This is a genomic window from Nocardia sp. NPDC059195, from assembly GCF_042754695.1.
GTDB lineage: Bacteria > Actinomycetota > Actinomycetes > Mycobacteriales > Mycobacteriaceae > Nocardia.
The window spans coordinates 24640-49759 of the sequence record NZ_JBHZBG010000038.1; the positions used below are offsets into that span (position 1 = coordinate 24640).

At 67.0% G+C, this 25120-nt stretch carries 26 protein-coding genes; 14 read left to right on the forward strand and 12 right to left on the reverse strand.

The annotated features are described in order from the left end of the window. Nucleotides 1-32: 32 nt before the first annotated feature. The 3 genes from ACFXKN_RS30650 to ACFXKN_RS30660 form a co-directional block, all read right to left on the reverse strand. A complete protein-coding gene (locus tag ACFXKN_RS30650; RefSeq protein ID WP_379434342.1) occupies nt 33-1322 on the reverse strand; it encodes a Y4yA family PLP-dependent enzyme in 1290 nt (429 codons plus the stop codon). Between the two features lie 155 nt (nt 1323-1477). Continuing rightward, nucleotides 1478-2488 carry an ornithine cyclodeaminase family protein gene (locus ACFXKN_RS30655; RefSeq protein WP_379434325.1) on the reverse strand — a complete coding sequence of 337 codons (1011 nt, stop codon included), beginning with the start codon at nt 2486-2488 and terminating at the stop codon, nt 1478-1480. Beyond that, nucleotides 2460-3560: a TauD/TfdA family dioxygenase gene (locus ACFXKN_RS30660; RefSeq protein ID WP_378940711.1), complete on the reverse strand. Its 1101-nt coding sequence runs from the start codon at nt 3558-3560 to the stop codon at nt 2460-2462. The genes ACFXKN_RS30655 and ACFXKN_RS30660 overlap by 29 nt, the downstream gene beginning before the upstream one ends. Nucleotides 3561-3863: 303 nt before the next feature. On the opposite strand from ACFXKN_RS30660, the gene ACFXKN_RS30665 reads away from it, so the two are divergent. The 10 genes from ACFXKN_RS30665 (at nt 3864) to ACFXKN_RS30710 (ending at nt 14239) form a co-directional block, all read left to right on the forward strand. Then, nucleotides 3864-5369 carry an ABC transporter substrate-binding protein gene (locus ACFXKN_RS30665; RefSeq protein ID WP_378940710.1) on the forward strand — a complete coding sequence of 502 codons (1506 nt, stop codon included), beginning with the start codon at nt 3864-3866 and terminating at the stop codon, nt 5367-5369. Next, nucleotides 5366-6319, forward strand: coding sequence for an ABC transporter permease (locus ACFXKN_RS30670; protein ID WP_378940709.1), 954 nt, complete (start codon nt 5366-5368; stop codon nt 6317-6319). The genes ACFXKN_RS30665 and ACFXKN_RS30670 overlap by 4 nt, the downstream gene beginning before the upstream one ends. 124 nt (nt 6320-6443) lie before the next feature. After that, the gene (locus ACFXKN_RS30675) at nt 6444-9110 is read left to right on the forward strand and encodes an ATP-binding cassette domain-containing protein (protein WP_379434328.1); all 2667 of its coding nucleotides are present in this window, start codon (nt 6444-6446) and stop codon (nt 9108-9110) included. A 391-nt stretch (nt 9111-9501) separates the two neighbouring features. After that, nucleotides 9502-10218 (forward strand): lytic transglycosylase domain-containing protein, encoded by a 717-nt coding sequence (locus ACFXKN_RS30680; RefSeq protein WP_379434330.1) that lies wholly within the window; start codon nt 9502-9504, stop codon nt 10216-10218. Nucleotides 10219-10333: 115 nt separating this feature from the next. Beyond that, on the forward strand, nt 10334-11620 hold the full coding sequence (gene eno, locus ACFXKN_RS30685; RefSeq protein WP_378940706.1) for a phosphopyruvate hydratase: 1287 nt from the start codon (nt 10334-10336) through the stop codon (nt 11618-11620). A gap of 23 nt (nt 11621-11643) precedes the next feature. After that, a complete protein-coding gene (locus tag ACFXKN_RS30690) occupies nt 11644-12222 on the forward strand; it encodes a septum formation initiator family protein (protein ID WP_378940705.1) in 579 nt (192 codons plus the stop codon). Then, nucleotides 12219-12734, forward strand: a complete 516-nt coding sequence (locus tag ACFXKN_RS30695; protein WP_378940704.1) for a DUF501 domain-containing protein — start codon at nt 12219-12221, stop codon at nt 12732-12734. Before ACFXKN_RS30690 ends, ACFXKN_RS30695 begins: the two co-directional genes overlap by 4 nt. A gap of 40 nt (nt 12735-12774) precedes the next feature. Continuing rightward, nucleotides 12775-13731 (forward strand): exopolyphosphatase, encoded by a 957-nt coding sequence (locus ACFXKN_RS30700; protein ID WP_378940703.1) that lies wholly within the window; start codon nt 12775-12777, stop codon nt 13729-13731. Nucleotides 13732-13763: 32 nt separating this feature from the next. Further along, the gene (locus tag ACFXKN_RS30705) at nt 13764-14081 is read left to right on the forward strand and encodes a PaaI family thioesterase (RefSeq protein ID WP_378940702.1); all 318 of its coding nucleotides are present in this window, start codon (nt 13764-13766) and stop codon (nt 14079-14081) included. Next, on the forward strand, nt 14078-14239 hold the full coding sequence (locus ACFXKN_RS30710; RefSeq protein ID WP_378940701.1) for a hypothetical protein: 162 nt from the start codon (nt 14078-14080) through the stop codon (nt 14237-14239). The genes ACFXKN_RS30705 and ACFXKN_RS30710 overlap by 4 nt, the downstream gene beginning before the upstream one ends. Nucleotides 14240-14261: 22 nt before the next feature. Here ACFXKN_RS30710 and ACFXKN_RS30715 read toward each other — a convergent pair whose 3' ends face one another. The 5 genes from ACFXKN_RS30715 to ACFXKN_RS30735 all read right to left on the reverse strand — a co-directional run bounded on the left by ACFXKN_RS30715 (nt 14262) and on the right by ACFXKN_RS30735 (nt 16484). Continuing rightward, complete coding sequence (locus tag ACFXKN_RS30715; RefSeq protein WP_378940700.1) at nt 14262-14690, reverse strand: type II toxin-antitoxin system VapC family toxin; 429 nt, start codon at nt 14688-14690, stop codon at nt 14262-14264. Continuing rightward, the gene (locus tag ACFXKN_RS30720; RefSeq protein WP_378940699.1) at nt 14687-14902 is read right to left on the reverse strand and encodes a type II toxin-antitoxin system CcdA family antitoxin; all 216 of its coding nucleotides are present in this window, start codon (nt 14900-14902) and stop codon (nt 14687-14689) included. The genes ACFXKN_RS30715 and ACFXKN_RS30720 overlap by 4 nt, the downstream gene beginning before the upstream one ends. 45 nt (nt 14903-14947) lie before the next feature. Further along, nucleotides 14948-15214 carry a YdeI/OmpD-associated family protein gene (locus ACFXKN_RS30725; RefSeq protein WP_378940698.1) on the reverse strand — a complete coding sequence of 89 codons (267 nt, stop codon included), beginning with the start codon at nt 15212-15214 and terminating at the stop codon, nt 14948-14950. Continuing rightward, nucleotides 15211-15759 carry a carboxymuconolactone decarboxylase family protein gene (locus ACFXKN_RS30730; protein WP_378940697.1) on the reverse strand — a complete coding sequence of 183 codons (549 nt, stop codon included), beginning with the start codon at nt 15757-15759 and terminating at the stop codon, nt 15211-15213. Before ACFXKN_RS30730 ends, ACFXKN_RS30725 begins: the two co-directional genes overlap by 4 nt. Before the next feature lie 266 nt (nt 15760-16025). Continuing rightward, complete coding sequence (locus ACFXKN_RS30735; protein ID WP_378940696.1) at nt 16026-16484, reverse strand: hypothetical protein; 459 nt, start codon at nt 16482-16484, stop codon at nt 16026-16028. Between the two features lie 114 nt (nt 16485-16598). Between ACFXKN_RS30735 and ACFXKN_RS30740 the strand changes: the two genes are divergently transcribed. The 4 genes from ACFXKN_RS30740 to ACFXKN_RS30755 all read left to right on the forward strand — a co-directional run bounded on the left by ACFXKN_RS30740 (nt 16599) and on the right by ACFXKN_RS30755 (nt 20345). Further along, the gene (locus ACFXKN_RS30740; protein ID WP_378940695.1) at nt 16599-17840 is read left to right on the forward strand and encodes a cytochrome P450; all 1242 of its coding nucleotides are present in this window, start codon (nt 16599-16601) and stop codon (nt 17838-17840) included. After that, a complete protein-coding gene (locus ACFXKN_RS30745; RefSeq protein WP_378940694.1) occupies nt 17837-18406 on the forward strand; it encodes a TetR/AcrR family transcriptional regulator in 570 nt (189 codons plus the stop codon). The genes ACFXKN_RS30740 and ACFXKN_RS30745 overlap by 4 nt, the downstream gene beginning before the upstream one ends. A 146-nt stretch (nt 18407-18552) precedes the next feature. After that, nucleotides 18553-19776 carry an acyl-CoA dehydrogenase family protein gene (locus tag ACFXKN_RS30750; protein ID WP_378940693.1) on the forward strand — a complete coding sequence of 408 codons (1224 nt, stop codon included), beginning with the start codon at nt 18553-18555 and terminating at the stop codon, nt 19774-19776. A 119-nt stretch (nt 19777-19895) separates the two neighbouring features. Beyond that, on the forward strand, nt 19896-20345 hold the full coding sequence (locus tag ACFXKN_RS30755) for a cupin domain-containing protein (RefSeq protein ID WP_378940692.1): 450 nt from the start codon (nt 19896-19898) through the stop codon (nt 20343-20345). A 113-nt stretch (nt 20346-20458) separates the two neighbouring features. Here the strand turns inward: ACFXKN_RS30755 and ACFXKN_RS30760 are convergent, their stop codons facing one another. The 4 genes from ACFXKN_RS30760 to ACFXKN_RS30775 all read right to left on the reverse strand — a co-directional run bounded on the left by ACFXKN_RS30760 (nt 20459) and on the right by ACFXKN_RS30775 (nt 25012). Continuing rightward, entirely contained in the window at nt 20459-21757 is a 1299-nt protein-coding gene (locus ACFXKN_RS30760; protein ID WP_378940691.1) for an alpha/beta fold hydrolase, read from the reverse strand. Between the two features lie 143 nt (nt 21758-21900). Next, nucleotides 21901-22878 (reverse strand): alpha/beta hydrolase, encoded by a 978-nt coding sequence (locus ACFXKN_RS30765; RefSeq protein ID WP_379434336.1) that lies wholly within the window; start codon nt 22876-22878, stop codon nt 21901-21903. A 188-nt stretch (nt 22879-23066) separates the two neighbouring features. Beyond that, a complete protein-coding gene (locus tag ACFXKN_RS30770) occupies nt 23067-24164 on the reverse strand; it encodes a hypothetical protein (protein WP_378940689.1) in 1098 nt (365 codons plus the stop codon). After that, complete coding sequence (locus ACFXKN_RS30775; protein ID WP_379434339.1) at nt 24161-25012, reverse strand: SDR family oxidoreductase; 852 nt, start codon at nt 25010-25012, stop codon at nt 24161-24163. Before ACFXKN_RS30775 ends, ACFXKN_RS30770 begins: the two co-directional genes overlap by 4 nt. Between the last annotated feature and the right edge of the window lie 108 nt (nt 25013-25120).

The following is a 25120-nucleotide window of genomic DNA, read 5'->3' on the forward strand; positions in this document are numbered from 1 at the left end:
GTGTTCCTCCATCGGATTGGGAGCTCGGTGGATCAGCGGGCTGTGCTGTCCAGACTCCAGCGCGGTCGGTCGGCGCCTGCGCGCAGCACCACCTTGGGCGGGAGCGGGAGTTCGTGGAAGGGGGATTCGTTGGAATCCATCTGATAACCGGCGGTGTTCGGGTAGACGAGCAGGTCGCCGATTCGTGCGCGGCGGGGGAGCGGGATACGCCGTCTGCTCAGCAGGTCGGACTCCAGACAGGTGGTGGCGCCGACGCAGGTTGGGGTGAGTTGGCCGGGGCTTTCCGGCCACAGCACGGGATCGGGGAGGTATTCGCTGTCGAACCACTGTTCGGACAGGCTGAGGCTGGTGCCGTCGACGGTGAGGATGTCGTACGGGTTGCCCTGTGCGGTTCGGGTTTTCACGCCTTGTACCCGGAAGACGGAGCTGCCGGCCTGGTCGAGTAAGGCCCGTCCGGGCTCGACGGCGAGGCGTATTCCGTTGTCGCGCAACAGTCCGGCGAGGTCGTTGTGGGCAAGGATCGCCTTGAGCATGGCCGCACCGGGAACCGGGAAGTGGTAGGGGTAGTAGTCGCCGGGTGGACTCGTGTGGAACCAGTTGTCGCTGAGGGTGTTCCGGAACTCGGCCCACGCCGCCGCATCGAGATAGTCGACGCCGAAGCCGCCGCCGATCGAGATCGTGTCCGCGGGATGCCCGTTCGCCCGTGCGCGCCTGCAGTGCCCAACCAGCGCGCCCGCTTGCTCGGAGCGGGCGACGGCGTCATAACCCGACAGGTGGAAACAGAAGCCCGACAGCGTGATCGGTGCTCGGATGGCCTGGATCGCCTGCTCGAGTTCCATGCGATCGAGCCCGAACCGACTGGTCGAGGCTTCGGGCAGTACCCGAAGCAGCACTCGCACCGGCATATCCAGCGCGGTGAGCCGGTCGAGTTCGTCGAGCGCGTCGATGGCGATGAGCGCTCGATGCCGAGCGGCCAACCACAGCAGCTCATCGGACTTCGCGGGCCCGGTGACCATCAGATCCTCGCCACGCACCCCTTGCCCCAGCGCCGCGATCAGCTCGCCGGTGCTGGCGACATCGATTCCCGCTTCGTTGTCCGCGCACGCACGAGCCACGCAGGCCGCCTTGTTCGCCTTCTTCCCGAAGTAGACGAACCCGTCGACACCCGCTTCGGTGAATACCGACTGAAATGCCTTGATATTCACCGAAACCCGCTCGGGAAACAGCACATGAAACGGCCCACCGACCGCATCGGCGATATCCCCGAGCAGGCGCGGATCGGCGAGTAACCGCTGTTCTACCGCATCGGTGTAGGCGGGCATCGGCGGTGCGCAGTGACCCGGCCCAGCGGCGGTTGCCGTCGGCGATGACCCGGATTCGCGGTCGACGCAGTCCGCGATGTGCGGCGGGCTCGGTGGCAACCGCTCGTCCGGTCGGCGCGCGGGGAGTGGGGTGCTGACCCCGGACGGCTCGCCCGTCAGTCCCACAGCGGCACCTCCGTGCCGCGCCCTTCGGCGATCGCCCTGGCGGCCAGCGCGTGCGCGACCGCGATATCGGTGAGTACCAGCCCGCTGTTGTAGACGAAGATCTTCTCGTCCTCGGTGCGGCGGGCCACGGCGCTGCGGGTGAGTACCTGCGGCAGTTCGGCATCCACCGAACGCAGCGTCCCGTCGGGTCCGGCCATGTCGGTGCCCGTGAGTGCCATCTGCGCCGCACTGGTGGCGACAACCCGATCGGCCTCGACCAGCGTCGATGGCGCCAGTCCGTAGCCGACCAGTACCGCCACCGAACCCGGTGCCAGATGCGAGGATTCGAGCGCGACCTCGGTGCCCGGTCCGGCCGTTGCCAGCACCACATCGGCGGTGGCGGCCGCCGCGTACGGGTCGTCGACTACGTCGAGCAGCGCGTGTGGCGCCGCGTCGGCCAGCTGCGAATGCACGGCGGCCAGCCCCTCGGGGTGCGTGCCGTACACCATCAGCTTGCGCAGCTGCGGATTCGCGGCGAGCAAGTGCGGCAACGCATTACGTCCCTGCGTGCCGGTGCCGACGAGGAGCACGCTCTCCGCCCCGCGCCGCACCGTCTCGCGCACCAACAGCGCCGACACGGCGGGCGTGCGTAACGCGCCGACCCGCGCGCAGTCCATCATCGCGATGGGGGCACCGGTGGTGTCGTCGTAGAGCGTGATGGTGGTGTAGTACCGCTTGGTGCTGCGATCGTGACCGGGATCGAATTTGTAGGAGGTCTTCATGGCCACCACGCGCCGCCGCCCATCGCGGCCGAGCATGGCGTAGGACACCGACGAGCCGCCGGGGTCGGCGACGCTCAGTTTGCGCGGATTGTCGGATTCGCCCGCCGCGAAGGCGAGATAGGCCTCCTCGACGGCGCGCACCACTTCGGCGGGGCTGATCGGCACGTCGGCCAGGTCGCTGCGGGAGAGTACCCGCAGCCCGATGGCGCGGTCACGGTTGTTCAACGGATCCTCGTTCATCTGCAATGCCCCGCTCTGCTGTCCGATCAGCGGCCGCCCGGAACGGAGCGACCACTTGTTGGCCATACCCATTCTCGGACGACTCCTGTGCGCGCCGAGCGCGTTCGGGCAGCCGGATATTGATGCGTTTGAGCCAGCGGTCGGTGCCGTCGTAGCGTGCGCGGAACGGAACGCGCCCGTGTACGGCGACATCGTTGTCAACCAGCAGGATCTCGCCGGGGGCCAGCGCGGGGGCGTGACTGACCCTGGCGAGCTCGGTGGTGAGCGTGGCGTAGGCGGCGCGGAACACCGCGTCCGCATCGTCGATCGGGGTGTAGGCGGGATCGTAACGTGCTGTGACAGCGCCGTTTTCGTCGAGCCACAGGGTGGGCAACGGTGCGAGCTGATCGAAACCGGTGCCGTAGGAGACGTCGGGCAGGATCGGCAGCGTGGGGGTGGTGAGGGTGCGCAGATCGTCGTCGGACAGGCGTACCTCGCGCACCGAGGAGACCGTGGTGGCGACCCGGTCGGGATTGCGCAGGCAGGTCAGCATGAGCAGGTTCGCGCGCTGAGCGTGGAAGGCGTCCTCGGTGTGCGGGCTGAGCAGGGTGGAACTGCTCGCACCCGACTGCTCGTCCTCGTGGCCCGCGGCGGGCACGATGTTGTTGACCAGTCTGCCGTTCTGCTGTCCTTGCCAGCCGAAAGGCTCGCCCACGCAACGCCCGAGCAGCAACATCGCGATATCCAGCTCGAGTGAGCCGCCGTCGGCGTGCTCGGCCGCGGCCTGCCAATGGGGCGGAGTCGGACCGAAATCGGCGTCATCGACGGGCAACCCGCGCACCACGGTCGCGCCGGCCGTGGTGGCGGGTGGTCGAACCGCGTGGCGCACGCTGTCGGGCAGTTCGCCGACCCGATCGGCGATCTGGGCGATCAGCGCGGGGTCGTGCAGGGTCGTGGTGTGTGGTGCGTCACCTAATCGGTGGCGGATCTCGGTCGCGAGCGATCGCAGCGCCGTCGCGGCGCCGGGATCGAGCTCGCGGTATTCGATGTCGTGCTGGTGAATCGTCAGACGTTCGGAGAGAACGCTTTTCACCGGTTTCCCTTCTTCGCATCGGTCGAAAGCGGGTGATCTTCAGGCTCGATGTGCGAAGGTAGTGCCTAGCATCTGATTAGGCAAGACTTACCTAACGTGTCGGCGAGGGAAATAGCCGATCCATATAACGTAGCTTTCTACCCGAGTTGCGGAAGTGAGCGCTGACCGGGGTGTCGCGGGTCGCTGCGGTTCGGTGACGGTCGATGTGAAGCTCCCCACTTCGGGTGGCTTTTAGGCTAGCCTCGCCTAGTTTGCGGCGTCGGGAAAGGCGTTCCGGCGCACGCGGTTCGAGGAGGCAACACGATGAGTTTCACTCGCAGGCAGCTCTTCCAATCCGGCGTCGGCGTCACGGCACTACTACTGGCGGCCGCGTGCACCAGTGATGATCGGTCCGCCACCGCGCAACGCGGTGGCACACTGCGCGTCGGGGCGCTCGGCACGCCCGCTCGCAGCGAACGCGACCCGCACGCCAACCTCAGCAACGACAGCGACTTCCTCATCGCCTCGCTCGTCTACGACGCGCTCACCGTTCCCGGCGCGGACCCGACCGTCGCCCCGCGCCTGGCCTCGCGCTGGGAGCCCAGCGACGACAACCGCCGCTGGACGTTCACCATCGCCGACGGTGCGACCTTCCATAACGGTGCGCCGGTGACCGCCGACGACGTGGTGTGGTCGATGCGGCGCCTGCGCTCGGTCGGTGGTGCCTCGAAGATGCCGGTGGCCGAGAACGACATCGTCGCCGACGGACCGAACCGCGTCGTATTCACCATGCCCGCACCCAATACCCAACTGCCACTGCTGCTTCGGCTGATGACGTTCACCGTGCCGAAGGACACCACCGACTTCACCGCCGCGGTCGGCACCGGCCCGTTCCGGCTCGAGTCCTATCAGGGCGGCAACGCCAGGCTGGTGCGCAACGAGCGCTGGCACGGCACCCCGCCGCTGCTCGACGCCATCGAGGTAACGATGTTCGACAGCGTCACCGCGCTGGGCAACGCGGCGCTGGGCGGGCAGATCGACCTCGCCTCCAACGTGGGCGCGATCGCCGGGCGCACCGCCGCGGGCCGCGGTGATCTGCAGGTCATCCGGCGTGCCAACGACACCATGCTCGGGGTGGCCATGCGTGCCGCCGACGGCCCGTTCGCCGATGCCAGGGTGCGCGCGGCGCTGCGCCTCGGCGTCGACCGAACCGCACTGGTCAACCAGGTGCACTCCGGCTACGGCACCGTCGCCGCCGACGTTCTCGGCACCGCCGACCCGCTCTACGACACCGCGCTGCGTCGTGACCGCGATATCGAGCGTGCGAAAACCCTCCTGCGCGAGGCCGGTTTCGACACCGGACGCAGCTACCCGTTCGTGACCAAGGCCGAAGTGCCCGGCGAGGTCGAATCGGCGAAGGTGATCGCCACCCAGCTCGCCGAGATCGGCGTCCGGCTCGACGTACAGGTGGTGGAATCGGCCGCGTTCTACGATCAGACCTGGCTCAACGCACCGCTGTACACGGTGTCGTGGGGAACCAACGACTCGGTGGTGTTCCTGGCCGACAAGCTGATGACCTCCGGCTCCAACCGCAACGAAACCGCCTTCCGCGACCCGGAATTCGACGCTGCCGACGCCAAGGCGCTGGCCGCGTCCGGCGACGAGTACACCCGTGCCGTGCGTGAACTGCAGCGCATCGAGTTCGAGCGCGGCGGTTATCTGGTGTGGGGCATGGCCGATGGTGTCGACATCGCGGCGGGGACGGTGCGTGACCTGCCGACGCTCGGCGGGTTCGCGCGCGTTCAGCTGGAACGCGCCTGGTTGGCGTGAACTCACTGAAAGCCGGTGTCGTGAAAACCTTTGCCCTGCCGATGTTCCGGCGGATCGCACTCCTGGTGACCTTGCTGGCCATCGTGTTCGTCGCGGTGGATCTGTTACCGGGCAACGCGGCACGTTCGGCGCTCGGCAGGGAGGCGGACCCGGCCGAGCTCGCGGCGAAAGAGCACGAACTCGGGCTGGATCGTGCGCTGCCGGTGCAGTTCCTCGACTGGATCTCCGGGGTGCTCACCGGGGATTTCGGGCAGACCGCGCGGGGGAATTCGATCGGCGCGCTGCTGGCCGACAAGTTCCCGCAGACCTTGCTGCTCGGCGGGATCGCCTTGCTGCTCACCATCGCGTTGTCGTTGGGGCTCGGCTGCTGGTGGGCGATGCGTCCGACCGTGCTCGGGTCGCGAATTCTGCAGCCCATCAGCACTATTGCGGTCGCTGTCCCGGAATTCGTCGGCGGCACCTTGTTGATCCTGGTGTTCTCCCTGGCCACGGGGTGGCTCCCGGCCGTGACCATTACCGGCCGTTCCGGTTTTCCCATCGGTCCCGAGATGCTGGTGCTGCCGGTGCTGGCGTTGGCGATTCCGCAGATCGGCTGGAACGCCCGCGTCGTGCGCTCGGCCCTGCTCGATGTAGCTGCCGCGCCGCATGTGGAAAGTGCTGTGCTGGATGGACTTCCGACGCGGACGATACTGCTGCGGCACATGCTGCCGTTCGCCGCGCCGACCATCGTCGCCGGATACGCGACCTCGGTCGGCATGCTCTTCGGCGGTGCTCTGGTGGTCGAGACGCTGTTCAACTACCCCGGTATCGGTGCCGTTCTCGCTGGGTCCGTCGCCGATCGGGACGCCACCATGGTCGCCGCGGTGGTCGCCCTGACAGCCATCGTCATCATGGTGTTGCTCGCCGTCGCCGACATCGTCCGGGCGTGGGCGTCGCGGAGCGCGCGATGACTGCGCCGACCTTCCGATGCGTAGCCGAAATGCGAGGAACCGAGTGGATGGTCGACTAGTGGCGCAGGATTCTCCCTCCGCAGATCAAGATCATCAGGCTTCGGTGCAGTTTTCCTCTCGGCCGATGCTTGCCGGAAGGCCTGGTGATCGCACGTCCAGCGGGGGTGCGGTGTGGTGGCGGTACTCGGTGGCGGGCGGTGTGGGGCTGGTTGTCCTGCTCGCGGTGGCGGGTCCGCTCTTCGCGCCCTATCCCGGCGAAAAGGCGGTGGGGATGCCGTTCGCGCAGCCAGGTGGGGGAGCGCTGCTCGGGACCGATCGGCTGGGCCGGGATGTGCTCAGCCATCTGCTCACCGGCGGCACCCATCTGCTGGCGGTGTCCGCGGTGATCGCGGTGGCGGTGACTGTGCTGTCGGCGGTCCTCGGCGCCGTCGCCGCCGTGCGCCCGCGCGCGGGCAAGGTCATCGAACTCTGCGGCGACCTGGTCATCCTGCTGCCCGCGGTCCTTGGCATCCTGCTGGTACTCACCGCATGGCCCCAGGGTGGTGTCACCGCGCTGATCGCGGTATCCCTGCTCTTCGGAGTTCCCTACTGCGCCAGGATCTTCGCAGCCTCCGCCGCGTCCATCGCGGCCTCTGGCTACGTCGAAGCCGCCGTCGCCAGCGGAGAATCGGTGTCCCATCTCGTCTTCCGCGAGATCCTCCCCAACCTCCGCGCCGTCTTCACCACCCAACTCGGCCTGCGTTTCGTCGTCGCCATCTACCTCGTGAGCACCATCGCCTTTCTCGGCGTCCCGGCGCTGGGCCCCGACAACTGGGCGATCATGGTCCGCGACAACGCTTCCGGGCTTCTTCTGAACCCCTGGGCCGTCCTGGCGCCGAGCGCTGCCATCGCCATCGTGGCGGTCGGGGTGAACCTGGTGGTGACCAGTGGTCCCAGGAACCGGCAGGCCCCGAAGACCCCGTCGGACGTCTCCGCGGTCGGGGTTGCGAAGGCAGGAGTCGAGCTGGGCTCTGGGCGCGCACTCGGTGCCGAGAGCGCGGGAGTTGCGAGGCCGGTGGGTGCTGGGAGCGATGGGAATGCGGGAGTCGCGAGGGTTCCGCGCGGTGCCGGGAGCGCGGGAGGTTCTGGGCGATCGGGGGGATGTGGGATTTCGGTGGTGGATTCGGGGGACGCGGCGGTGGTGGAGGGGCTGAGCGTTGTCGCCGATAGTGGGGCGGTGTTGGTGGCGCCGTTGTCGTTTCGGTTGAAAGCGGGGACAGTCACCGCGCTCACCGGGGCGTCGGGCGCGGGGAAGTCGACGGCGATGCGTGCGCTGCTCGGGCATCTGCCTGCCGGTGCTCGTGGGGAGGGCGCGGTGCTGGTTGCGGGATACGACGTGTTCGCGCTCGACGCCGGTGCCCTGCGCAAATTTCGGCGCGAGCACATCGCCTATGTCGGCCAGGATCCCGGCTCCGAACTCAACCCACTACTTCGCGTCCGAGCGGTCCTGGCGGACGCGGCCCCCGGCAGATCCGACGCCGACCACCTGGCCGTCCTCGAACGAGTAGGCCTCGACCCCACCCACCTCCGCCGCCGCTGTGCCCGCCTCTCCGGCGGCCAGCAACGCCGAGTAGCCCTGGCCCGAGCCATCCTCCGCCGCCCCCGAATCCTCGTCCTCGACGAACCACTGGCAGGCCTGCACGGCACCCTCCGCACCGAAATAGCCCAGCTGATATCGGCCCTCGCCACCGAGAACTCCACCACCGTCCTGCTCTCGGGCCACGACACCGAGGCGATCAACGCCATCGCCGACACCCTGATCGAGCTCCACCCGCCCGGCGCGCAGTTGGTGAATGGCACTGCTGGCGTGGCTGAGTCAGGGGCTGACCCCCATCCGCCGGTGAATATCGGTGCCGGTGTGGCTGATTCAGCGGGCGACCCCGGTCCGTCAGCCGAGACTCCAGCGGACCGCAATGGGCATCGGCTGCTGAACCCCGACTCCGCCGATACGGCATCTCCGAACCCCGACTCCGCCGGTTCGGCATCTCCGGCCAGCGATCCGACCGGTGGCGGTGAGGTGATAGCCGTGCACGCCAAGGGGATCAACGCTGACGCGGGCGGCCACCCGGTGCTAGAGAATATCGGTTTCAGCCTGTCCGCGGGTGCCGCTCTCGCTGTCGTGGGGCCTTCCGGGGCGGGAAAGACCACGCTCGCGCGGGTGATCGCCGGCTTGCATACCGGTGCCGTCGGTTCGCTGGAAGTGCTCGGCAGGCCGGTGCCGCTGGGCCGACGACCGCGAATCAAGCCGGATCCCAAGGGAATTCAACTGGTCACCCAGAATCCGCGGGCGGCTTTGAATCCGCGCCGCACCGTCGAACAGGCACTGGCCCGCCCGCTGCGTCGCATCGCGCGAGTGCCCACGCGCGAAATCCCCACGCGCATCACTGCCCTACTCGCCGCCGTCGACCTGCCCGCCGACCTCGCCGCCCGCCGCCCCCACCAACTCTCCGGCGGCCAACGCCAACGAGTAGCCCTGGCCCGCGCCCTCGCCGCCGACCCCGCCGTCCTCATCTGCGACGAAATCACGACAGCCCTCGACACCACCACGGCGGCCGCCATCATGTCCCTGCTCGACCGCGTCCGCGCCGACCGAGGAACCGCGGTAGTCCTGATCAGCCACGACATGACCCTGGTCCGCGGCCACTGCACCGACCTCCTCGTCCTGGACCAGGGCCGAGTAGTCGAAACAGGCACCCCAGCAACAGTTCTCACCACCCCAACCCACCGAGCCACCGCCGCCCTACTCGGCTGACACCGCCGATCCCGCCCTGCCGAAGTACAGCGATTCCCCGTACTCGGCTGACACCGCAGACCCTGCGTCACCGCGCAGGAGTCCAGCGGTTCTACGAACGAGGCCGACACCGCCGACCCCGACCCACCCGCCGGACTACAGCGCTTCCACCTACTCACTGACACCGCCGACCCCGACCCACAGCACCGGATACAGCGATTCCACCTGATCTCGTACGTACATGGGTAACTCACCGGGGACGAGCAAACCCGACCACGTTCCTGGGTCTGGCCGCCGACGTAGCTGAACTACCACCTGAGTCCGGCCCAAAATCGCGGGGAGGCGGACTAGCGGACCTGTGAAGTCGCTGTGAGATGTGCGGGGAAGGCGGTTGGATCGGGATGATTGAGAGATGTCAGTGCAGAAGGTCGGCGTGGCCGCCGCGGTTGCGATCAGTGCGCTTTTAGCCGGGTGTAGTTCGCTCGCGTCGATCCCCGACGACATGCCGCCCGGGCCAGGAGTCGCGCTGCCTATGATCGACGTCGACGCACCCGGCCGCGCGTCCGAGCAGTTGCGCGGCTGGGCCGACGAGCAGTCGGGAGCGATCGGCATCGAACCGGTCGCGCTCGAGGCCTATGGATACGCCGCGGCCGTGCTGGCGAAGTCGAAGCCCGAATGCGGGATCGCCTGGACCACCCTCGCCGGCATCGCCAGCGTGGAGAGCGGGCACGGCACCCACCGCGGTGCGGGCGTCGACGCCGACGGGACGGTGCGTCCGTCGATCATCGGCGTCGCCCTCGACGGCACCAAGGGCAACGCCGACATCCGCGACACCGACGGTGGCAGCCTCGACGGCGACACCACCTACGACCGCGCCGTCGGCCCGCTGCAGTTCATCCCCGAGACCTGGAAGCGCTGGGGCGTAGACGCCAACGGCGACGGCGTGGTCGACCCGCAGAACATCGACGACGCCGCGCTCACCGCCGCCCGCTACCTCTGCACCCGCGGCGGCGATCTGACCTCGGCCGACGGCTGGCAGCGTGCCCTGTTCGCCTATAACCAGTCGAACAAATACATGCATGTGGTGCGCGATCGCGCCGCGATATACAGCATCGGCCGCCGCGTGTAGTTACCCACGCACCCGGAGTGCCGGTTACTCCACACTCCGCCGAGACGATAGGCTCGGCAGCGCACGGCCCTTCCCGTGATACCTACCGTGCCTTCCGTCGTAAGGAGCAGTTTTCGTGGCCATTATCGAACAGGTCGGAGCTCGCGAGATTCTGGATTCGCGCGGCAATCCCACCGTCGAGGTCGAGATCGCCCTCGACGACGGCACCCTGACCAGGGCAGACGTACCTTCCGGTGCGTCCACCGGCGAGCACGAGGCCGTCGAGCTGCGTGACGGCGGCGACCGCTACGGCGGCAAGGGTGTGACCAAGGCTGTCGAGGGCGTCCTCGACGAGATCGCGCCCGCCATCATCGGCCTCGACGCCGTGGAGCAGCGCACCGTCGACCAGGTCCTGCTCGACCTGGACGGCACCCCCGACAAGTCTCGCCTCGGCGCGAACGCCCTGCTCGGTGTGTCGCTGGCCGTGGCCCGCGGTGCCGCCGAGTCCTCGGGTCTCGAGCTGTTCCGCTACCTGGGTGGCCCGAACGCCCATGTGCTGCCGGTGCCGATGATGAACATCCTCAACGGTGGCGCGCATGCCGACACCGGCGTGGACGTGCAGGAGTTCATGGTCGCCCCGATCGGCGCGCCCACCTTCCGCGAGGCGCTGCGCTGGGGCACCGAGGTGTACCACTCGCTCAAGGCCGTGCTCAAGGAGAAGGGCCTGTCCACCGGTCTCGGTGATGAGGGTGGCTTCGCCCCCGACGTCGCGGGCACTGTGGAAGCGCTCGACCTGATCAGCGTCGCCATCGAGCGCGCGGGCTACAAGCTCGGCACCGATGTGGCGCTGGCGCTCGACGTGGCCGCCACCGAGTTCCACACCGAGGGCGAGGGCTACAAGTTCGAGGGCAAGGTCCGCACCGCCGCCGAGATGGGCGAGTTCTACGCGGACCTGCTCACCCGGTACCCGCTGGTCTCCATCGAGGATCCGCTGTCGGAAGACGACTGGGACGGCTGGGTGGCACTGACCGACCTGATCGGTGACAAGGTGCAGCTGGTCGGCGACGACCTGTTCGTCACCAACCCCGAGCGCCTCGAAGAGGGCATCGCCAAGGGCGCGGCCAACGCGCTGCTGGTGAAGGTCAACCAGATCGGCACGCTGACCGAGACCCTCGACGCCGTCGAGCTGGCGCACCGCAACGGTTACAAGACCATGATGTCGCACCGTTCGGGCGAGACCGAGGACACCACCATCGCCGACCTCGCGGTCGCCGTCGGTTCGGGCCAGATCAAGACCGGCGCTCCCGCGCGTTCCGAGCGGGTCGCCAAGTACAACCAGCTGCTGCGCATCGAGGACGCCCTCGGTGATTCGGCACGCTACGCGGGTGACGTGGCCTTCCCGCGTTTCACCGGCGAATTCTGAAAGTAGTACAGGGGCGGTAGCGAATGACCGAGCGACGTGCGCGTGGAACCAGTCCGGGTGGACGAGGTGACAAGCGCACGTCGCGGGCCGCTCGCTCCCGCCCCAGTCTCGACACGCCGGGCCGCCCCACCGCGGCCAAGCGCCCGACCCGGCGTCACCCGCAACCCGCTGGTGCCACCCGCAAGTCCAGCGGCAAGCTGGAACGCGGCGAACACACCATCCTCGGTCTCTCGACCGGTAAAGCGGTGATCCTGGCGGCGGTGTTATGTGGCCTCGCGCTGACATTGGCCGTGCCGACGCGCACGTACTTCAGTCAGCGCGCCGAGGCCGTCGCACTGGCCAAGGAGCGGGTGGAGCTCGAAGCCGACCTGGCCGGCCTGCGTGATCGTCGTGCGCGACAACAGGATCCGGCCTACATCCGTTCCGAAGCGCGCGACCGCCTTCGTCTGGTGATGCCCGGCGAAACCCCCTACATCGTGCAGATTCCCGGCATCGAAGCACCAGCGCCGCCGCCGATGAGCACCCGAACAGCGGCGCCCGACCCCTGGTACACCGACCTGTGGCGCAGCATCTCCGAACCAGCCCCGGAAGGACCACGGTGACGACACCGAACGAGCAGGATCTCGAGATCATCGCGAAGCAGTTGGGCCGCGAGCCTCGCGGTGTGCTCGCCGTCGCCTACCGCACCCCCGACGGCCTGCCCGCCGTGGTGAAGACCGCGCCGCGCCTGCCCGACGGGACCCCGTTCCCCACGCTGTACTACCTGACCGACCCGCGGCTCACCGCCGAGGCGAGCAGGCAGGAATCAGCCGGGGTGATGCGTGAGATGACCGAACGCCTCGCCACCGACCCCGAACTGGCTGCCGCCTACCGTCGCGCGCACGAGAGCTACCTGGCCGAACGCAACGAAATCGAGTCTCTCGGAACCGATTTCACCGGTGGTGGGATGCCCGACCGGGTGAAATGCCTGCATGTGCTGATCGCGCACTCGCTCGCCAAGGGGCCCGGCCTGAACCCCTTCGGTGACGAGGCCGTCGCGCTGGCCGCCGCTGCCGGATTCCGTGGGACCGCGATCCCGGCCGACTGGCCCGCCGCACCTGGCGAACAGGCATAATCGCGGGAGTGCCCCGGCGCACGAGACCTGGAGGAACGCCATGAGTGAGCGCATCGCCGCAGTCGACTGCGGTACCAACTCGATCCGCCTGCTGATCGCCGAGGTGGGTGCCGACGGTGGCCTCACCGACGTGCACCGGGAGATGCGCATCGTGCGGCTCGGTCAGGGTGTGGACGCCACCGGCCGCCTCGCGCCCGAAGCCATCGAACGCACACGCCTGGCACTGGCCGATTATGTCGATGTCATGGTGACGCAGGGTGTTTCACGCGTCCGCATGGTCGCCACCTCCGCCACTCGCGACGCTGCCAATCGCGACGACTTCTTCTCGATGACCCGCACCGAACTCGGCCGGGCGGTGCCGGGCGCTGTCGCCGAGGTGATCACCGGTGACGAAGAAGCGCGGCTGTCCTTCGCGGGTGCTGTCGGCGAATTGTCCGCCGACGCGGGACCTTTCGTCGTGGTCGATCTCGGCGGCGGTTCCACCGAGCTGGTCGTGGGCGACGAGAACGGCGTCCAGGCAGCCTATTCCGCCGACATCGGCTGCGTCCGGATCACCGAACGTTGCCTCGCGGGCAACCCGCCGACCCCCGACCAGGTCACCGCCGCAAGGGAATTCGCCCAGCAGAAGCTCGACGAAGCCTTCGCCAAGGTCCCCGTCGACAAGGTGCACACCTGGGTCGGCGTGGCAGGCACGATGACCACGATCACCGCCGTGGCCCTCGACCTCCCCGAATACGACTCCGCGCGAGTGCATCTCACCCGCCTGAGCCTCGCCGAGGTACACCAGGTCTGCGACCGCCTGATCGGCATGAACCACGACGAACGCGCCGCCCTCGGCCCGATGCACCCCGGCCGTGTCGACGTGATCGGCGGGGGTGCGGTCATCACCGAGGTTCTCGCCGACGAACTGTCCGAGCGCGCAGGAGTTTCCGAACTGATCGTCAGCGAACACGACATCCTCGACGGCATCGCCATGTCGATCATCAACGGAGCCTGACTATTATCGAAGCCTGATGCGAAGGGGTCGATATGAGCGCCGACGACTTGCCATCGAGCCCGGATCCCGTCAGATCCGGCCCGTTCTGGGACGCGGTGCACGGTCACGCACCCATGCCACGTGCGGCCTCGACCCTCGGCTTCGAATTCGTCAGCTACGACGACGCCACCGCGACCATTGAGGTTGCCTTCGCCGCAACCGAGGCCTTCACCAATCCCGCGGGAAATATCCTCGGCGCCTTCCTGGCCGCCATGCTCTACGACACAGTCGGCACCGCCCTCCTCGCAGGGCTCGACCACGACCATTTCCAGTCGACTCTCGAAATGAAACCAGCTTCCTGCAACCGGTGAAACCAGGCCGCATCCTCGGTGTCGGCCACATCCGGCACCGCACCAACGACCTCGCCTACTTAGAAGGCACCCTCACCAGCGCAGCGGGCGAAACCATCGCCACAGCAACCGCCACCGCGAAGGTCATCCCGATTGGTGAGACACCACACGCGGTGTAACCGGTCGTCCCGGCAGCAGATTTCAAGCCGAACCAGACTCCGCCGTTCCCGCTTCGTCGCCGATGTACTCGGCCCCAGGGTAAGTTCGCGCCAATCGACCGTCTGTGGTGACAAGTGGCATCTCGAACTGCTCAGCGAGTTCTACGTAGAGTGCGTCGGCAAGCCTGATCGCCGCTCGGCGGTTCCAAGCACCCACTGTCAGGTTAACGACGTGGTGGCGCGTCAGGGGAGCCCGAGCAAGGCGACCGAGTGCAGTCTCCACCTCGGAGACTGTCACCAGATCGGCCCGGCTCAGGCGGCCGAGGGCGGACAGTACCTCTACGTCGAAATGTGCGGGCACGTGGAGTACAGCTGCCGAAATCCGTTTGCTGACTGCATCCGTCCGGTCGTTGCGAACGAGCAGGTCAACCATCGCACTGGCATCGAGGACGATCTGCTCGGCCTCGCTCACTGGTCGAACTCGTCTCGGGCTGCGTCGATCGCCGCCAGCACCTGGTCGTGCGGAATCTCGGGCCGATCGACGAGATCAGCCAACCACGCTGACGTCGCGTTCTCTTCGAGTGCGGCCACAATCGCCGCCTGAGTCAATGCCGAAACATTGACCCCGGCTGCCCTGGCGCGTTCGGCCAGATCGTCGGGCACGTACACATTGAGTCTCGCCATAATTCAGAGTATACACACGTATGTGTGTATAACTGCTGTGCTGCGCTATCCGCCGGTGCGCTCACGGTGTTTGCATCCAGGCCAGCAGCACGGGCGTCGCTGTCCTTCTTCCAGCTCTTCCTGGGTGCGTCGAATGCGGCGCTCGCGGGTCGCCGCCTGTTTAGCGTCCTCGACCCAGCAGATGAACTCGTTGCGGGCCAGCGGCGTGATGTCGTGCCAGGCCGCGAGCGCCACAGAATTGGCGAGCAGTGCCTCGCGCAAGTCTGTGGGCAACTCGTGCACCACGCCACCGGCCACGCGTTGACCACTCATGAGTCCACGCGTGGTTCCGGCATCGCGCACGCCATCCCATCGGCCATCCCGGTCGGCCGCACCCCCAGACCCTGGTTGAGGCGGGCGCGCTGGTTCTCCCACGCGATGCCGGCGGCCAACTCGGTGAGCTGCGCCTTCGAGAGGTGGGTGAGCAGGGTTTCGCGCAGCTCGTCGATGTCGACCGCCGGGGTTACCGTCATCGCCTCGGCGAACGCGATCACCAACTTCTCCAGCTCGGTATAGGCGTCGCTGGTCCGGTACCGGGGCAGATCGGTGAGCTGCTGCTCGGTCAGCCCGGCGGTGTGCGCCAGCGCCGACGCGATATCGAGACAGAACTGACAAGCCACCAACCCTGCCGTCTTGAGCTCGGCCAGCTCTTTGAGCCGAGGATCGAGCTTGTTGCTGAACAACAACGCCGTCTCATAGGTCACGGTCGCCGCCGCGATCTGCGGCCGTCGCCCGAGCCACCCGACCAGATCCCCACGATTTCGCCGGGCCTGCCCGATGACCTTGGCGTATCCCCGAACTCGCTTGACCACCCGCATCGATAACACCTCTTCGTGTCGCCGGTTTCCGCTATCGATGAACCTACGCCGACCGGCCACCGAACCCCAGGGTGATCCGTCTCGCATTCCTGTTGTGAAGCATGAGCATATGCCCGCGACTTGGGTCAGCGGAGGCGGCGACCGCCACCCTTGTCTGTCACGCCGGGATGGCCTGTTGCAGCTTTGGTGATCCAGATGGTGCGGGTTTCATCATCGATGGCGTACCAAATCCGACCCCCGCCGGTGACCTCGTATTTTGACCCCACTCACTCCGACGCCTTGGGTCGGCCGATCTCCCCATGGTCTGTGCGCTCGAAAGGTCCGCTGAGATCGCGGACGAGCGCGGGATCGGTGTAGATCTGCGCGGTGTGCTTCCATGCGATCAAATTTCGCTGAAATGGCAGGTAGAAGCCTGTATCGGCGCCAGCGACAAGGTGGTCGAGCAACTCGCGTACGGCTTCTGCGCGATGCTCTGAAGGTAGCCAGGTGAGCCAGGGGAGTTCTTCTGCGAGCACTTCCTCGGCCATCTGGCGGTTGGCCTTCGCTACCAGGGTGAGGGACCGCGCGGCGATTCGTAGCGCTCCGTCCATCGCCTGGTAGCGCTCGTCGCGCATCAGCACAACATTCTCAGCATCGCGCCGTTCGAGCATGACATCGGACTCGGCCAACAGAGGGAAGACCGACGTCTGCTTACGGATGAGCTCGCTGAACGGTAAAGACTTCATACCCCCAGGCTACACATAGTGCTGAACTAATTCAGCACATGTGGAACTGGTGGAGGCTTGCATTTCGCCCACCAATCGCGAGACATATGAACCAATATATCTTATCTTGGAGGCATGAGTTCAACGACGTCTCATGCGGTCGGCTTCGAGCTTCGCTCCGGAGAAACCTGGCGTGACCCCTGGTCCATGTACTCCGCTTTGCGTGAGCACGATCCTGTGCACCGGGTGGTCCCCGCCGAGCAGGCAGGCAACGACTTCTACGTGCTGTCGCGGCATGCCGATGTGTGGACGGCGGCGCGCGACCCCGCGACCTTCTCCTCCGCGTCGGGACTGACCGTGGACTACGTCGACCTGGCGGCCGCCGGGTTCGGCGCCGTCAAGCCGTTCGTCTTCATGGACCCGCCAGAGCACACCGATTTCCGGCGCCGGGTGTCACCGGGATTCACACCGCGCCAGGTGAATTCGGTCGAGCCCGCGGTGCGCAAGTTCGTCGTCGAACGCATCGAGCGGCTGCGCGCGGCGGGCGGGGGCGACATCGTCAAGGAGCTGTTCAAGCCGCTGCCCACCATGGTTGTCGCCCACTATCTGGGTGTGCCGGAACAAGATCACGCCAAGTTCGACGCGTGGACCGAGAACATCGTCGGCGGCGCGGTCGCGGGGGCCGGGCTGGCCGCAGGCGACCAGCACGCCTTCACCGCGGTCGGTGAAATGGTCGGCTACTTCAGCGAACTGATCGCCCGTCGCCGCGTCGAACCGGGCGACGACACCATCTCGCACCTGCTGGCCTCCGGCCTCGGCGCCGACGGCGACAACGAGGGCCTGGTCGCGATTCTCGGCTTCGCGTTCACCATGATCACCGGCGGCAACGACACCACCACCGGCAACCTCGGCGGCGCGGTCCAACTGCTCACCGCCAACCCGGACCAGCGGCGACTGCTTATCGACGATCCCGCGCTCATCCCGGATTCCATCGAGGAGTTCCTGCGGATGACCTCGCCGGTGCAGGGCCTGGCCCGCACCACCACCCGCGATGTCGAACTGCACGACACCACCATCCCCGAGGGCCGCCGCGTCCTGCTGCTCTACGGTTCGGCCAACCGCGACGAACGCGAATTCGGCCCCACCGCAGCCGAACTCGACATCCGGCGCAACCCCAAGCGCATCCTCAGCTTCAGCCACGGGCATCACCATTGCCTCGGCGCGGCCGCCGCCCGCATGCAGGCGCGAGTGGCGCTCGAGGAACTCCTCACCCGCTGCCCCGACTTCACCGTCGACCTCGACGCGGTGCAGTGGGCGCACGGCAACTATGTGCGCTGGCCCATCTCGGTCCCGTTCCGCGCGGCGAGCTCGGCGTGAGCGGCGACTGGCTGGCCACCGATCGGGCGGATCTGGCGGCCGAACGCATCCTCGACGCGGCCGCGGAACTGTTCGCCGAACACGGGGTCGCCGCGGTCGGCATGGGCGACATCGCCAAGGCGGCCGGGTGCTCGAGGGCCACGCTGTATCGCTACTTCGACAATCGCCAGGCGGTGCGAATCGCGTTCGTGCACCGTGAAACTCGCCGTATCGTGGCGAGCCTCGACGACCAGGTCCGCCATATCGCCGACCCCGGCGAGCGCGTCATCGCCGCGATGCTCGGCGCGGTCGAGGCGGTCCGTGCCGACCCCCTGCTCATCGCCTGGTTCCGGCCGGGCGATTCCGGCGCGGCGAGCCGAATCAGCCAGGACTCCGATGTCATCGAATCCCTCGCGGCAGCCATGTTCACCGACACTGACCTGAGCGACCCCGAACGCAGCCGTCTGGCCCGCTGGCTCACCCGGGTCATCGTCTCCCTCCTTGCCACCCCCGGTCGAGACGAAACTGACGAGCGCGCCATGCTCCAAGATTTCGTCGCCCCGATCATCACCCGCACCTTCGTCTGATCGGGGCCGCCGGGCGACCTGTCTCGTGACATCACCGCCACGACCGCGCTGGTCGATGTCCGGCGTCGCGGCGTCCGTCAGTCATCGAATTAGAACGTGTTCTATATTTGAGGGAAAGTTCCGGCGATCCCTCGGGAGTTCACGACATGTATCAGTGGTCCGATGAAGACCTGATGTTCCGCGACGCGGTGCGTGGCTTTATCGCCAAGGAGGTCACCCCGCACATCGATCAGTTGGAAAGCGGCGCGCTGCCGCCGTTCGACATCATCCGCAAGTTGTTCGCGACGTTCGGGCTCGACGAGATGGCGCGGGACGGGCTCGAAAAGGCCTTCGCCCGTGAAGAAGCCGGCACCGGCGCGGCCAAGTCGAGCGGCGGATTCAGTGGCGCGGGCAGCATGGGCGTCGTTCTCAACAGTGAACTCGCCGGTGTCAGCCTCGGCCTGGTGGCGTCGATGGGGGTGAGCCTCGGTCTCACCGCGGGCACCATCCGCAGCCGCGGCACGCTCGCTCAGAAGAAGCGCTGGCTGCCGGAGCTGGTCACCATGGCCAAGGTCGGGGCCTGGGCGATCACCGAGCCCGATTCGGGTTCGGACGCCTTCGGCGGCATGAAATCCTACGTCCGCCGTGACGGCGAGGACTACATCCTCAATGGACGCAAGACCTTCATCACCAACGGTCCGCACGCCGACGTCACCATCGTCTACGCCAAGCTGGATGAAGAGGACGGCGTCGACCGGCGCGACCGCAAGGTGCTGGCGTTCGTACTCGACAAGGGCATGCCCGGCTTCGTGCAGAGCCCCGCGTTCAAGAAGATGGGGATGAACTCCTCGCCCACCGGCGAACTGTTCTTCGAGAACGTCCGCATCACGCCGGACCGCCTGCTCGGCGAAACCGAGAACCCGGCGAAGGGCGACGGAAAGTCCAGCGCCAAAGAGTCTTTCGCGGCCGAACGCATCGGCATCGCCTCGTTGGCGCTCGGCATCATCAACGAATGCCATCGCCTGAGCATCGATTACGCCAAGTCCCGCAAGCTGTGGGGCAAGGAGATCGCGCAGTTCCAGCTCATCCAGCTGAAGCTGGCCGAGATGGAGATCGCCCGAATCAACGTGCAGAACATGGTGTTCAACGCCATCGAGCGCACCGCCGCGGGCGACCAGGTGACCCTCGCCGAGGCATCGGCGATGAAGCTCTACTCCTCCCGCGCCGCCACCGAGGTCGCGATGGAGGCCGTGCAGCTGTTCGGCGGCAACGGGTACATGGCCGAGTACAAGGTCGAACAGCTGGCCCGCGACGCCAAGTCGCTGATGATCTACGCGGGCAGCAACGAAATCCAGGTCACCCATATCGCCAAGGGACTGACCGCCGGGTAGTCCGCCGGCGATCCGAGCTCGCGGCACGCTCCGGCCCCGGAGCGTGCCGCCCGTTTCGTGCCGTGTCGGTCGGTTTATTTCAGCTATTCGTGCAGGTAGTCCGCTCGTATACTACGAAGATGCGAATCCACCGGAATGCTTTTGCCGGCGCCGTGGTGGTCGCCGCCGCAGTCGTCGCCCTCGCGCCATCGACTTCGGCCACACCGTCCTCCGGCGTGAGCGTCGAACCGCTGACCCTCATCGATGTGAGCGAATTCAGCCCCTTCGCCTCGCTGCCGAGCACGTTCACCTTCCGGCGGATCACCATCGCGCCAGGGGGAACGCTCGGGTGGCACTATCACGACGGCAACGTCCTCGCCGTCGTCACCGCGGGCGCGGTGACGCGCTACGAGACTGACTGCGTGCCGGTCACGTATTCGGCGGGCCAGGGACTGTCCGAGACCGTCGGGCCCGCTCACGTGCATGTCGGCCGCAATCTCGGCAGCGGGCCTGCGCAGATGTACGTCGCCTACCTCAATCGCGCGGGGGAACCACTCTTCGTCGACGCCCCCGCCCCGGACTGCCCGTAGCCGTTTTCAGGCGCCCGGCGGCGCCGCGAGCACCTGCGCGTGCACCGTCAACGGCGTCCGAGCCACCAGGGGCGAGAGCACGGAGTCTCCGACCCTGGTGGCACCGGGTCGGCTTATGCCCCGCAAGTGTTGCGAGCTGGGGCGCCGTAGAACATCTGGTCGAGCAGCGGCTGGGTCCACAGGAAGTTGGCGGCGTATTCGTTGATGTTGTGGCCGGGGCCCAAGCCGGACAGGAAGTCCGGGACCGGGGAATTGACGAGGTCGACGGTGGCGCCGCGTGAACACCAGCTCTGGGCCACCTTGCGGGCCTGGTCGGCGGGCACGATGTCGTCGTTGTCGCCGGTGATGATCAGGACTGGTGCGCTCGGCGTGCCGTTACCGACTCGGTGTTCGTCGAGAATCGCGCTCAGCACGGGGTTTTCGATCAGCAGCTCGGCGATCGGACGCCCACTGGTGGTCCACTGCCGCGATTGCTGCAGACCGTAGGTGAAGGTGGTCTCGAACAGGCACTGGTTGCGGACAGTGTCCAGCATGGCCATGCCGGCCGGGTTCAGTATTGCCTCGATCTCGGGCACGGCTTCGGGATAGACGGCCATCACGCTGTTGAGGTAGTAGCCGATGGCGCCGGAGATCAAGGTGCCGTCGAAGTAGCTGAGCACGTCGTCGAGGTGCGAGACGGGCGCACCGGCGAAGGTGCCGCGCAGATCGAGTTCGGGCGCGTAGGTGCCGGCGGATTCAGCGGCGGCCGCCGCCGCGCCGCCGCCTTGGGAGTAGCCCCAGATTCCGACCGGACCGTTCGCGGGGATGCTGGTACCCGGCAGACGCTGTGCGGCACGGGCGGCATCGAGTACCGCGTGCGCTTCGGCGGCACGATTGAAATAGGTGTGGGTGCCCGGGGTGCCCAAGCCCTGGTAGTCGGTTACCACCACGGCGATGCCGCGCGCGAGCAGCAGATCGATGAACGCGGTCTCGTATTCGAGCATCACGTCCAGCAGCGGGCTGTAGTGGATCAATCCGGTGAGCAGCTTGGAGGGCGCGCACTGATCGCCTTGACCGTGGGTGCCGACCGTGAAGGTGACCAGTGGGCGTTCGCCCGGCCCGGTCCACGGCATGAACGGATCAAGAACCGTTGCCGAGACGGCCATCGGGGCGCCGAGCGCGTCCACGCTCTGGTAGCTGATGAGGGTGGACCGGGCCGGCACTGTCGGGATCGTCACCGGTTGGCTGGCGATGATGTCGCCAGGAGCGGTCGACGGCAGCGGATGCGCCGAATAGGGGTTGGCCACGGCGATCGGGGCAACCGCTGGTTGCGCGTGCGCGGGTGCTCCGCACAGCACAGCGACGGTGGTGGCGAGACAGCCGACCATTATGGTCGGCCGCTTCAGCGCGGAGAGGCTGAAGGCGAAATTCATCGTAGAGCTCCACAGATCGAGGGAAGAGCAGGTGCGCGTCGATGTCTGATCACACGCGCTGCCCCGCATCCCCTGATCATCTCTGCACCGCACCTAATCGGGCATCGGCAATTGTCAGATTTACAACATAATCCAGCCGATGGTCAAATATCGCTGATCGCGTCGATGCTCGCGACGAACCGCTCGACACTGTCGAGAGCGCCTCGTGCCTCCGATAGCTGTGCGTAACCCATCTGGAACACATGGAACATGCCGGACCACACCTCGAGCTCGCATCGTCCGCCTGCTGAGCGCAATGCCGCGGCATAGATTTCGGAGTCCGAGGCGAGAACTTCGCTCCCGCCTGCTTGCAACAGCATCGGTGGCAGGTCGGGTCCGACCGCGCCGAGCACATCCAGGCGCGGATCACTGAAATCCGCCCCCTTCAGATAGGTCTGCATGATTCGCGGACCAGTCTTGCCGGAGATGAACTGATCCCACACGAGTTTGTTGTGGGCTTGGGCCAGTTGCCAGGTCGGGTCGACGACGCTCGAGAACCCGACCACCGCGGCGGGCTGTTCGAGACCGAGTTCGCGCAGTTGGCCGCACAGCCCCAAGGCGAGGTGACCACCGGCGGAATCGCCCATCACGATGATCTCGCTCGCCCGGTGTCCCTGTTCGATCAACGCCAGGTAACCATTGAGAACGTCGTCGTGGGCGGCCGGGAAACGGTACTTCGGCGCCAACCGATAGCGCACGGCGAAGACAGGTCGATGCAGTCGGCGCGACAGTTCCGAAACCAGGCCGCGATGGGTCCACGGGCTGCAACTGATGTATCCGCTGCCGTGGATGAAATAGATCAACCGGCCGCCGGGCTCCGGCTGCCCGCCCACCCATTCGCCGACGGTCCTGCCGTTGGGCCCCCCGGCATCGACCTTGGTGTGCGGGAGTGTCGGACCGAACCACATCCGGCAGGCCACGATCTGCGTGAAACGGTAGCCGTAAACCCCGATCGACGAGTGCAGCGGAAGTAGCCACAGTGTCGGTCGAACGAAGATTCGCGATGCCCAGATGGTCAACCGTGCGGCGAATGAGCGTTTCACGGTTATCACATGATCATCAGCGCCGGTGTGTACTGCCATGTCGATCTCCCCAATTTATTCGTATCCGCCGCCAAGGATGTTGAATCGCGTTGTCGCCGAATCACTTCCGGACCGGCTGGTGAATGCCGATCATCAGTGCTCACAACGACTCGTCCTGCCGGTCAGAGAGAAATCGCGATACCGCACGGCGGTGTACGGGCATCGGATTCGCTTGTCGGCGGCTCGGGTTACCGGGTGGGGACGGTGATGGTGCCGTAGTCGAGGCCGCCGTGGCTGAAGGTCGGCACCACCGGCCACTGCCGCTTCCAGTTCGCGCACTCCGAGGACGGAATGATCTGGCGCCACTGCGGGTTTCGCGGCGACGGGGAGGCGAGAGTCTTCTCCTTGACCATGGAGTCGTACTGGTCGAGGGAGTCTTCGAGCGTGTTGGCGTTGAGCACGACTTCGCGCCCGTAGAACTCGGCGGTGCGGCGCACGCCGGGGATCTTCGACAGCTCGGGTTGCCAGCTGTCGGCGGCCATCCCGTTCTCCGAGGACACCCACACCCCGTCGGGGGTGTTGACGACCAGGGAGTGGTTGCCGTCGGTGTGGCCGGGCGTCCACAGCAGGCTGACTCCGACGCCGAGTTCGACGTCGCCATCGAAGATCTCGAGCTTGTCTTCGGGGACGCCGTTCATACCGCCGTCGACATACCATGCCCACTGCATCGGGTGCATGGATTCGAAGGTGCCCAGCTCGCTGCGGTGCACGACCAGTTTCGCGTTGGGGAACAACGGCTCGCGCGGCTCGGACTCGCCCTCGATCGGCTCGCTGCTGCCCACGATCATGCGGGGGTCCTGCACGTGGAGGTGGTCGAAGCTGATGTAGTCCACGTCGGCATTGGTCAACCCGAGCCGGGGCAGTACCTGATCGGGGTCGTTGTAGTACTTGACGAACAGTGATTCCAGGCCGATCCGGCGGCCGAAGCGCTGCAGCTGGCCGTAGAACGGGGCTTCGGCCGACCCGGCGGCCACGGTGGGTTCCCACACCAGGGTCTTGAGCTTGCCGTCGAATCCCTCGAACTGGATCACGAACATGCGGTTGATGATCGAGATGAAGGGGTTGACGCTGACCGAGTAGTTCTGGAACGCGAACTGCGCCGGATACGGTGCTGCGGCGATGTCGAAACTCTTGACCGCGCGCACCTGGCCCTGGCGCACGAAGCGTTCCCGGTAGTTCTCGGCTGCCTCGCGGATGGCGTCGAGCCGCTTTCCTCGGGGCCAGATGTCATGGACGCCATCGAATTCCGGGATCGGACGCAGGGTGGCGGATTCGGTGGTGGTCATCGGTCCTTCTTCGGGTCGGTGGTGCCGGACAAGGCGCGGGCTTCGTACTGGTCGCGGGTGCTCGAGCGCTCTACGGCCTCGACCTGGTTGGGCACTGCGCGGCGCAGCACCAGATCGCGCAGCGACTGCGGTAGCAGGGTGGTGACGCGGACCAGCAGGTCGATGGTCGAGGGGATGGCTACCTGGAATCGCGGGCGGCGCAGCACCCCCACGACGGCGGCGGCGACATCGGCGGGCTGCAGCCGGGCGGTCGCGCCGCTGTCGGTCCCGACCGCGAGTTCGGTGTCCACCACGCCGGGCATGATCACCGACACGTGCACGCCACTGCCGCGCAGTTCCTCACGAACCCCGGTGAGGTAGCCGAGCACGCCGTGTTTGGTCGCGGCGTAGGTGGACTCCCCGGGCGGGGCGAGCTTGGAGGCGGCCGAGGCGACGGTGACGATGTGGCCGCTGCCGCGGGCGCGCATCTGTGGCGCGACGAGTCGCACACCACGGATCACGCCGTGCAGGTTCACCGCGAGCATGCGCTCGGTCGCGGACTCGGGTTCGTCGCCGAAGGCCCCGACCCACATCACCCCGGCATTGTTGACCAGCACATCGAGCGGACCCCACAGGTCGGTGACCTCGGCCAGGAACCGGCGGTACGACTCGGTGTCGGTCACATCGAGAGCGAACGCACGCACCTGTCCCGGCAGCGCTTGCGCGGTTGCCTCGGCGGCCTTGGCGTCGCGGTCGCCGATCGCCACCCGCGCACCGGCCTCGGCGAGCTGGCGCGCGATCTCACGCCCGATGCCCTGCGCGCCGCCGGTGACCGCCACGATGCGCCCGGCCAATGGTGTTCCCGTCATGGCATGCCGCCTTTCTCGGATGGGGTTCGACTGCCACGGGCCATGTTGGGCAATCTCGATTGTCAAAAGTTGTTCAGCTAGTATTGCACCTCATCGGCAGGAAGGAAA

What these genes read in the sequence shown, in the direction of transcription:
- ACFXKN_RS30755 (WP_378940692.1), top strand. Translation starts at nt 19,896, where the DNA reads ATGCGAATCCACCGGAATGCTTTTGCCGGCGCCGTGGTGGTCGCCGCC.
- ACFXKN_RS30725 (WP_378940698.1), bottom strand. Translation starts at nt 15,214, where the DNA reads ATGAGTGGTCAACGCGTGGCCGGTGGCGTGGTGCACGAGTTGCCCACA.
- ACFXKN_RS30775 (WP_379434339.1), bottom strand. Translation starts at nt 25,012, where the DNA reads ATGACGGGAACACCATTGGCCGGGCGCATCGTGGCGGTCACCGGCGGC.
- ACFXKN_RS30770 (WP_378940689.1), bottom strand. Translation starts at nt 24,164, where the DNA reads ATGACCACCACCGAATCCGCCACCCTGCGTCCGATCCCGGAATTCGAT.
- ACFXKN_RS30730 (WP_378940697.1), bottom strand. Translation starts at nt 15,759, where the DNA reads ATGCGGGTGGTCAAGCGAGTTCGGGGATACGCCAAGGTCATCGGGCAG.
- ACFXKN_RS30705 (WP_378940702.1), top strand. Translation starts at nt 13,764, where the DNA reads ATGAGCGCCGACGACTTGCCATCGAGCCCGGATCCCGTCAGATCCGGC.
- ACFXKN_RS30700 (WP_378940703.1), top strand. Translation starts at nt 12,775, where the DNA reads ATGAGTGAGCGCATCGCCGCAGTCGACTGCGGTACCAACTCGATCCGC.
- ACFXKN_RS30675 (WP_379434328.1), top strand. Translation starts at nt 6,444, where the DNA reads ATGCTTGCCGGAAGGCCTGGTGATCGCACGTCCAGCGGGGGTGCGGTG.
- ACFXKN_RS30750 (WP_378940693.1), top strand. Translation starts at nt 18,553, where the DNA reads ATGTATCAGTGGTCCGATGAAGACCTGATGTTCCGCGACGCGGTGCGT.
- ACFXKN_RS30665 (WP_378940710.1), top strand. Translation starts at nt 3,864, where the DNA reads ATGAGTTTCACTCGCAGGCAGCTCTTCCAATCCGGCGTCGGCGTCACG.
- ACFXKN_RS30680 (WP_379434330.1), top strand. Translation starts at nt 9,502, where the DNA reads ATGTCAGTGCAGAAGGTCGGCGTGGCCGCCGCGGTTGCGATCAGTGCG.
- ACFXKN_RS30740 (WP_378940695.1), top strand. Translation starts at nt 16,599, where the DNA reads ATGAGTTCAACGACGTCTCATGCGGTCGGCTTCGAGCTTCGCTCCGGA.
- ACFXKN_RS30650 (WP_379434342.1), bottom strand. Translation starts at nt 1,322, where the DNA reads ATGCCCGCCTACACCGATGCGGTAGAACAGCGGTTACTCGCCGATCCG.
- ACFXKN_RS30690 (WP_378940705.1), top strand. Translation starts at nt 11,644, where the DNA reads ATGACCGAGCGACGTGCGCGTGGAACCAGTCCGGGTGGACGAGGTGAC.
- ACFXKN_RS30720 (WP_378940699.1), bottom strand. Translation starts at nt 14,902, where the DNA reads ATGGCGAGACTCAATGTGTACGTGCCCGACGATCTGGCCGAACGCGCC.
- ACFXKN_RS30655 (WP_379434325.1), bottom strand. Translation starts at nt 2,488, where the DNA reads ATGAACGAGGATCCGTTGAACAACCGTGACCGCGCCATCGGGCTGCGG.
- ACFXKN_RS30735 (WP_378940696.1), bottom strand. Translation starts at nt 16,484, where the DNA reads ATGAAGTCTTTACCGTTCAGCGAGCTCATCCGTAAGCAGACGTCGGTC.
- ACFXKN_RS30765 (WP_379434336.1), bottom strand. Translation starts at nt 22,878, where the DNA reads ATGGCAGTACACACCGGCGCTGATGATCATGTGATAACCGTGAAACGC.
- ACFXKN_RS30760 (WP_378940691.1), bottom strand. Translation starts at nt 21,757, where the DNA reads ATGAATTTCGCCTTCAGCCTCTCCGCGCTGAAGCGGCCGACCATAATG.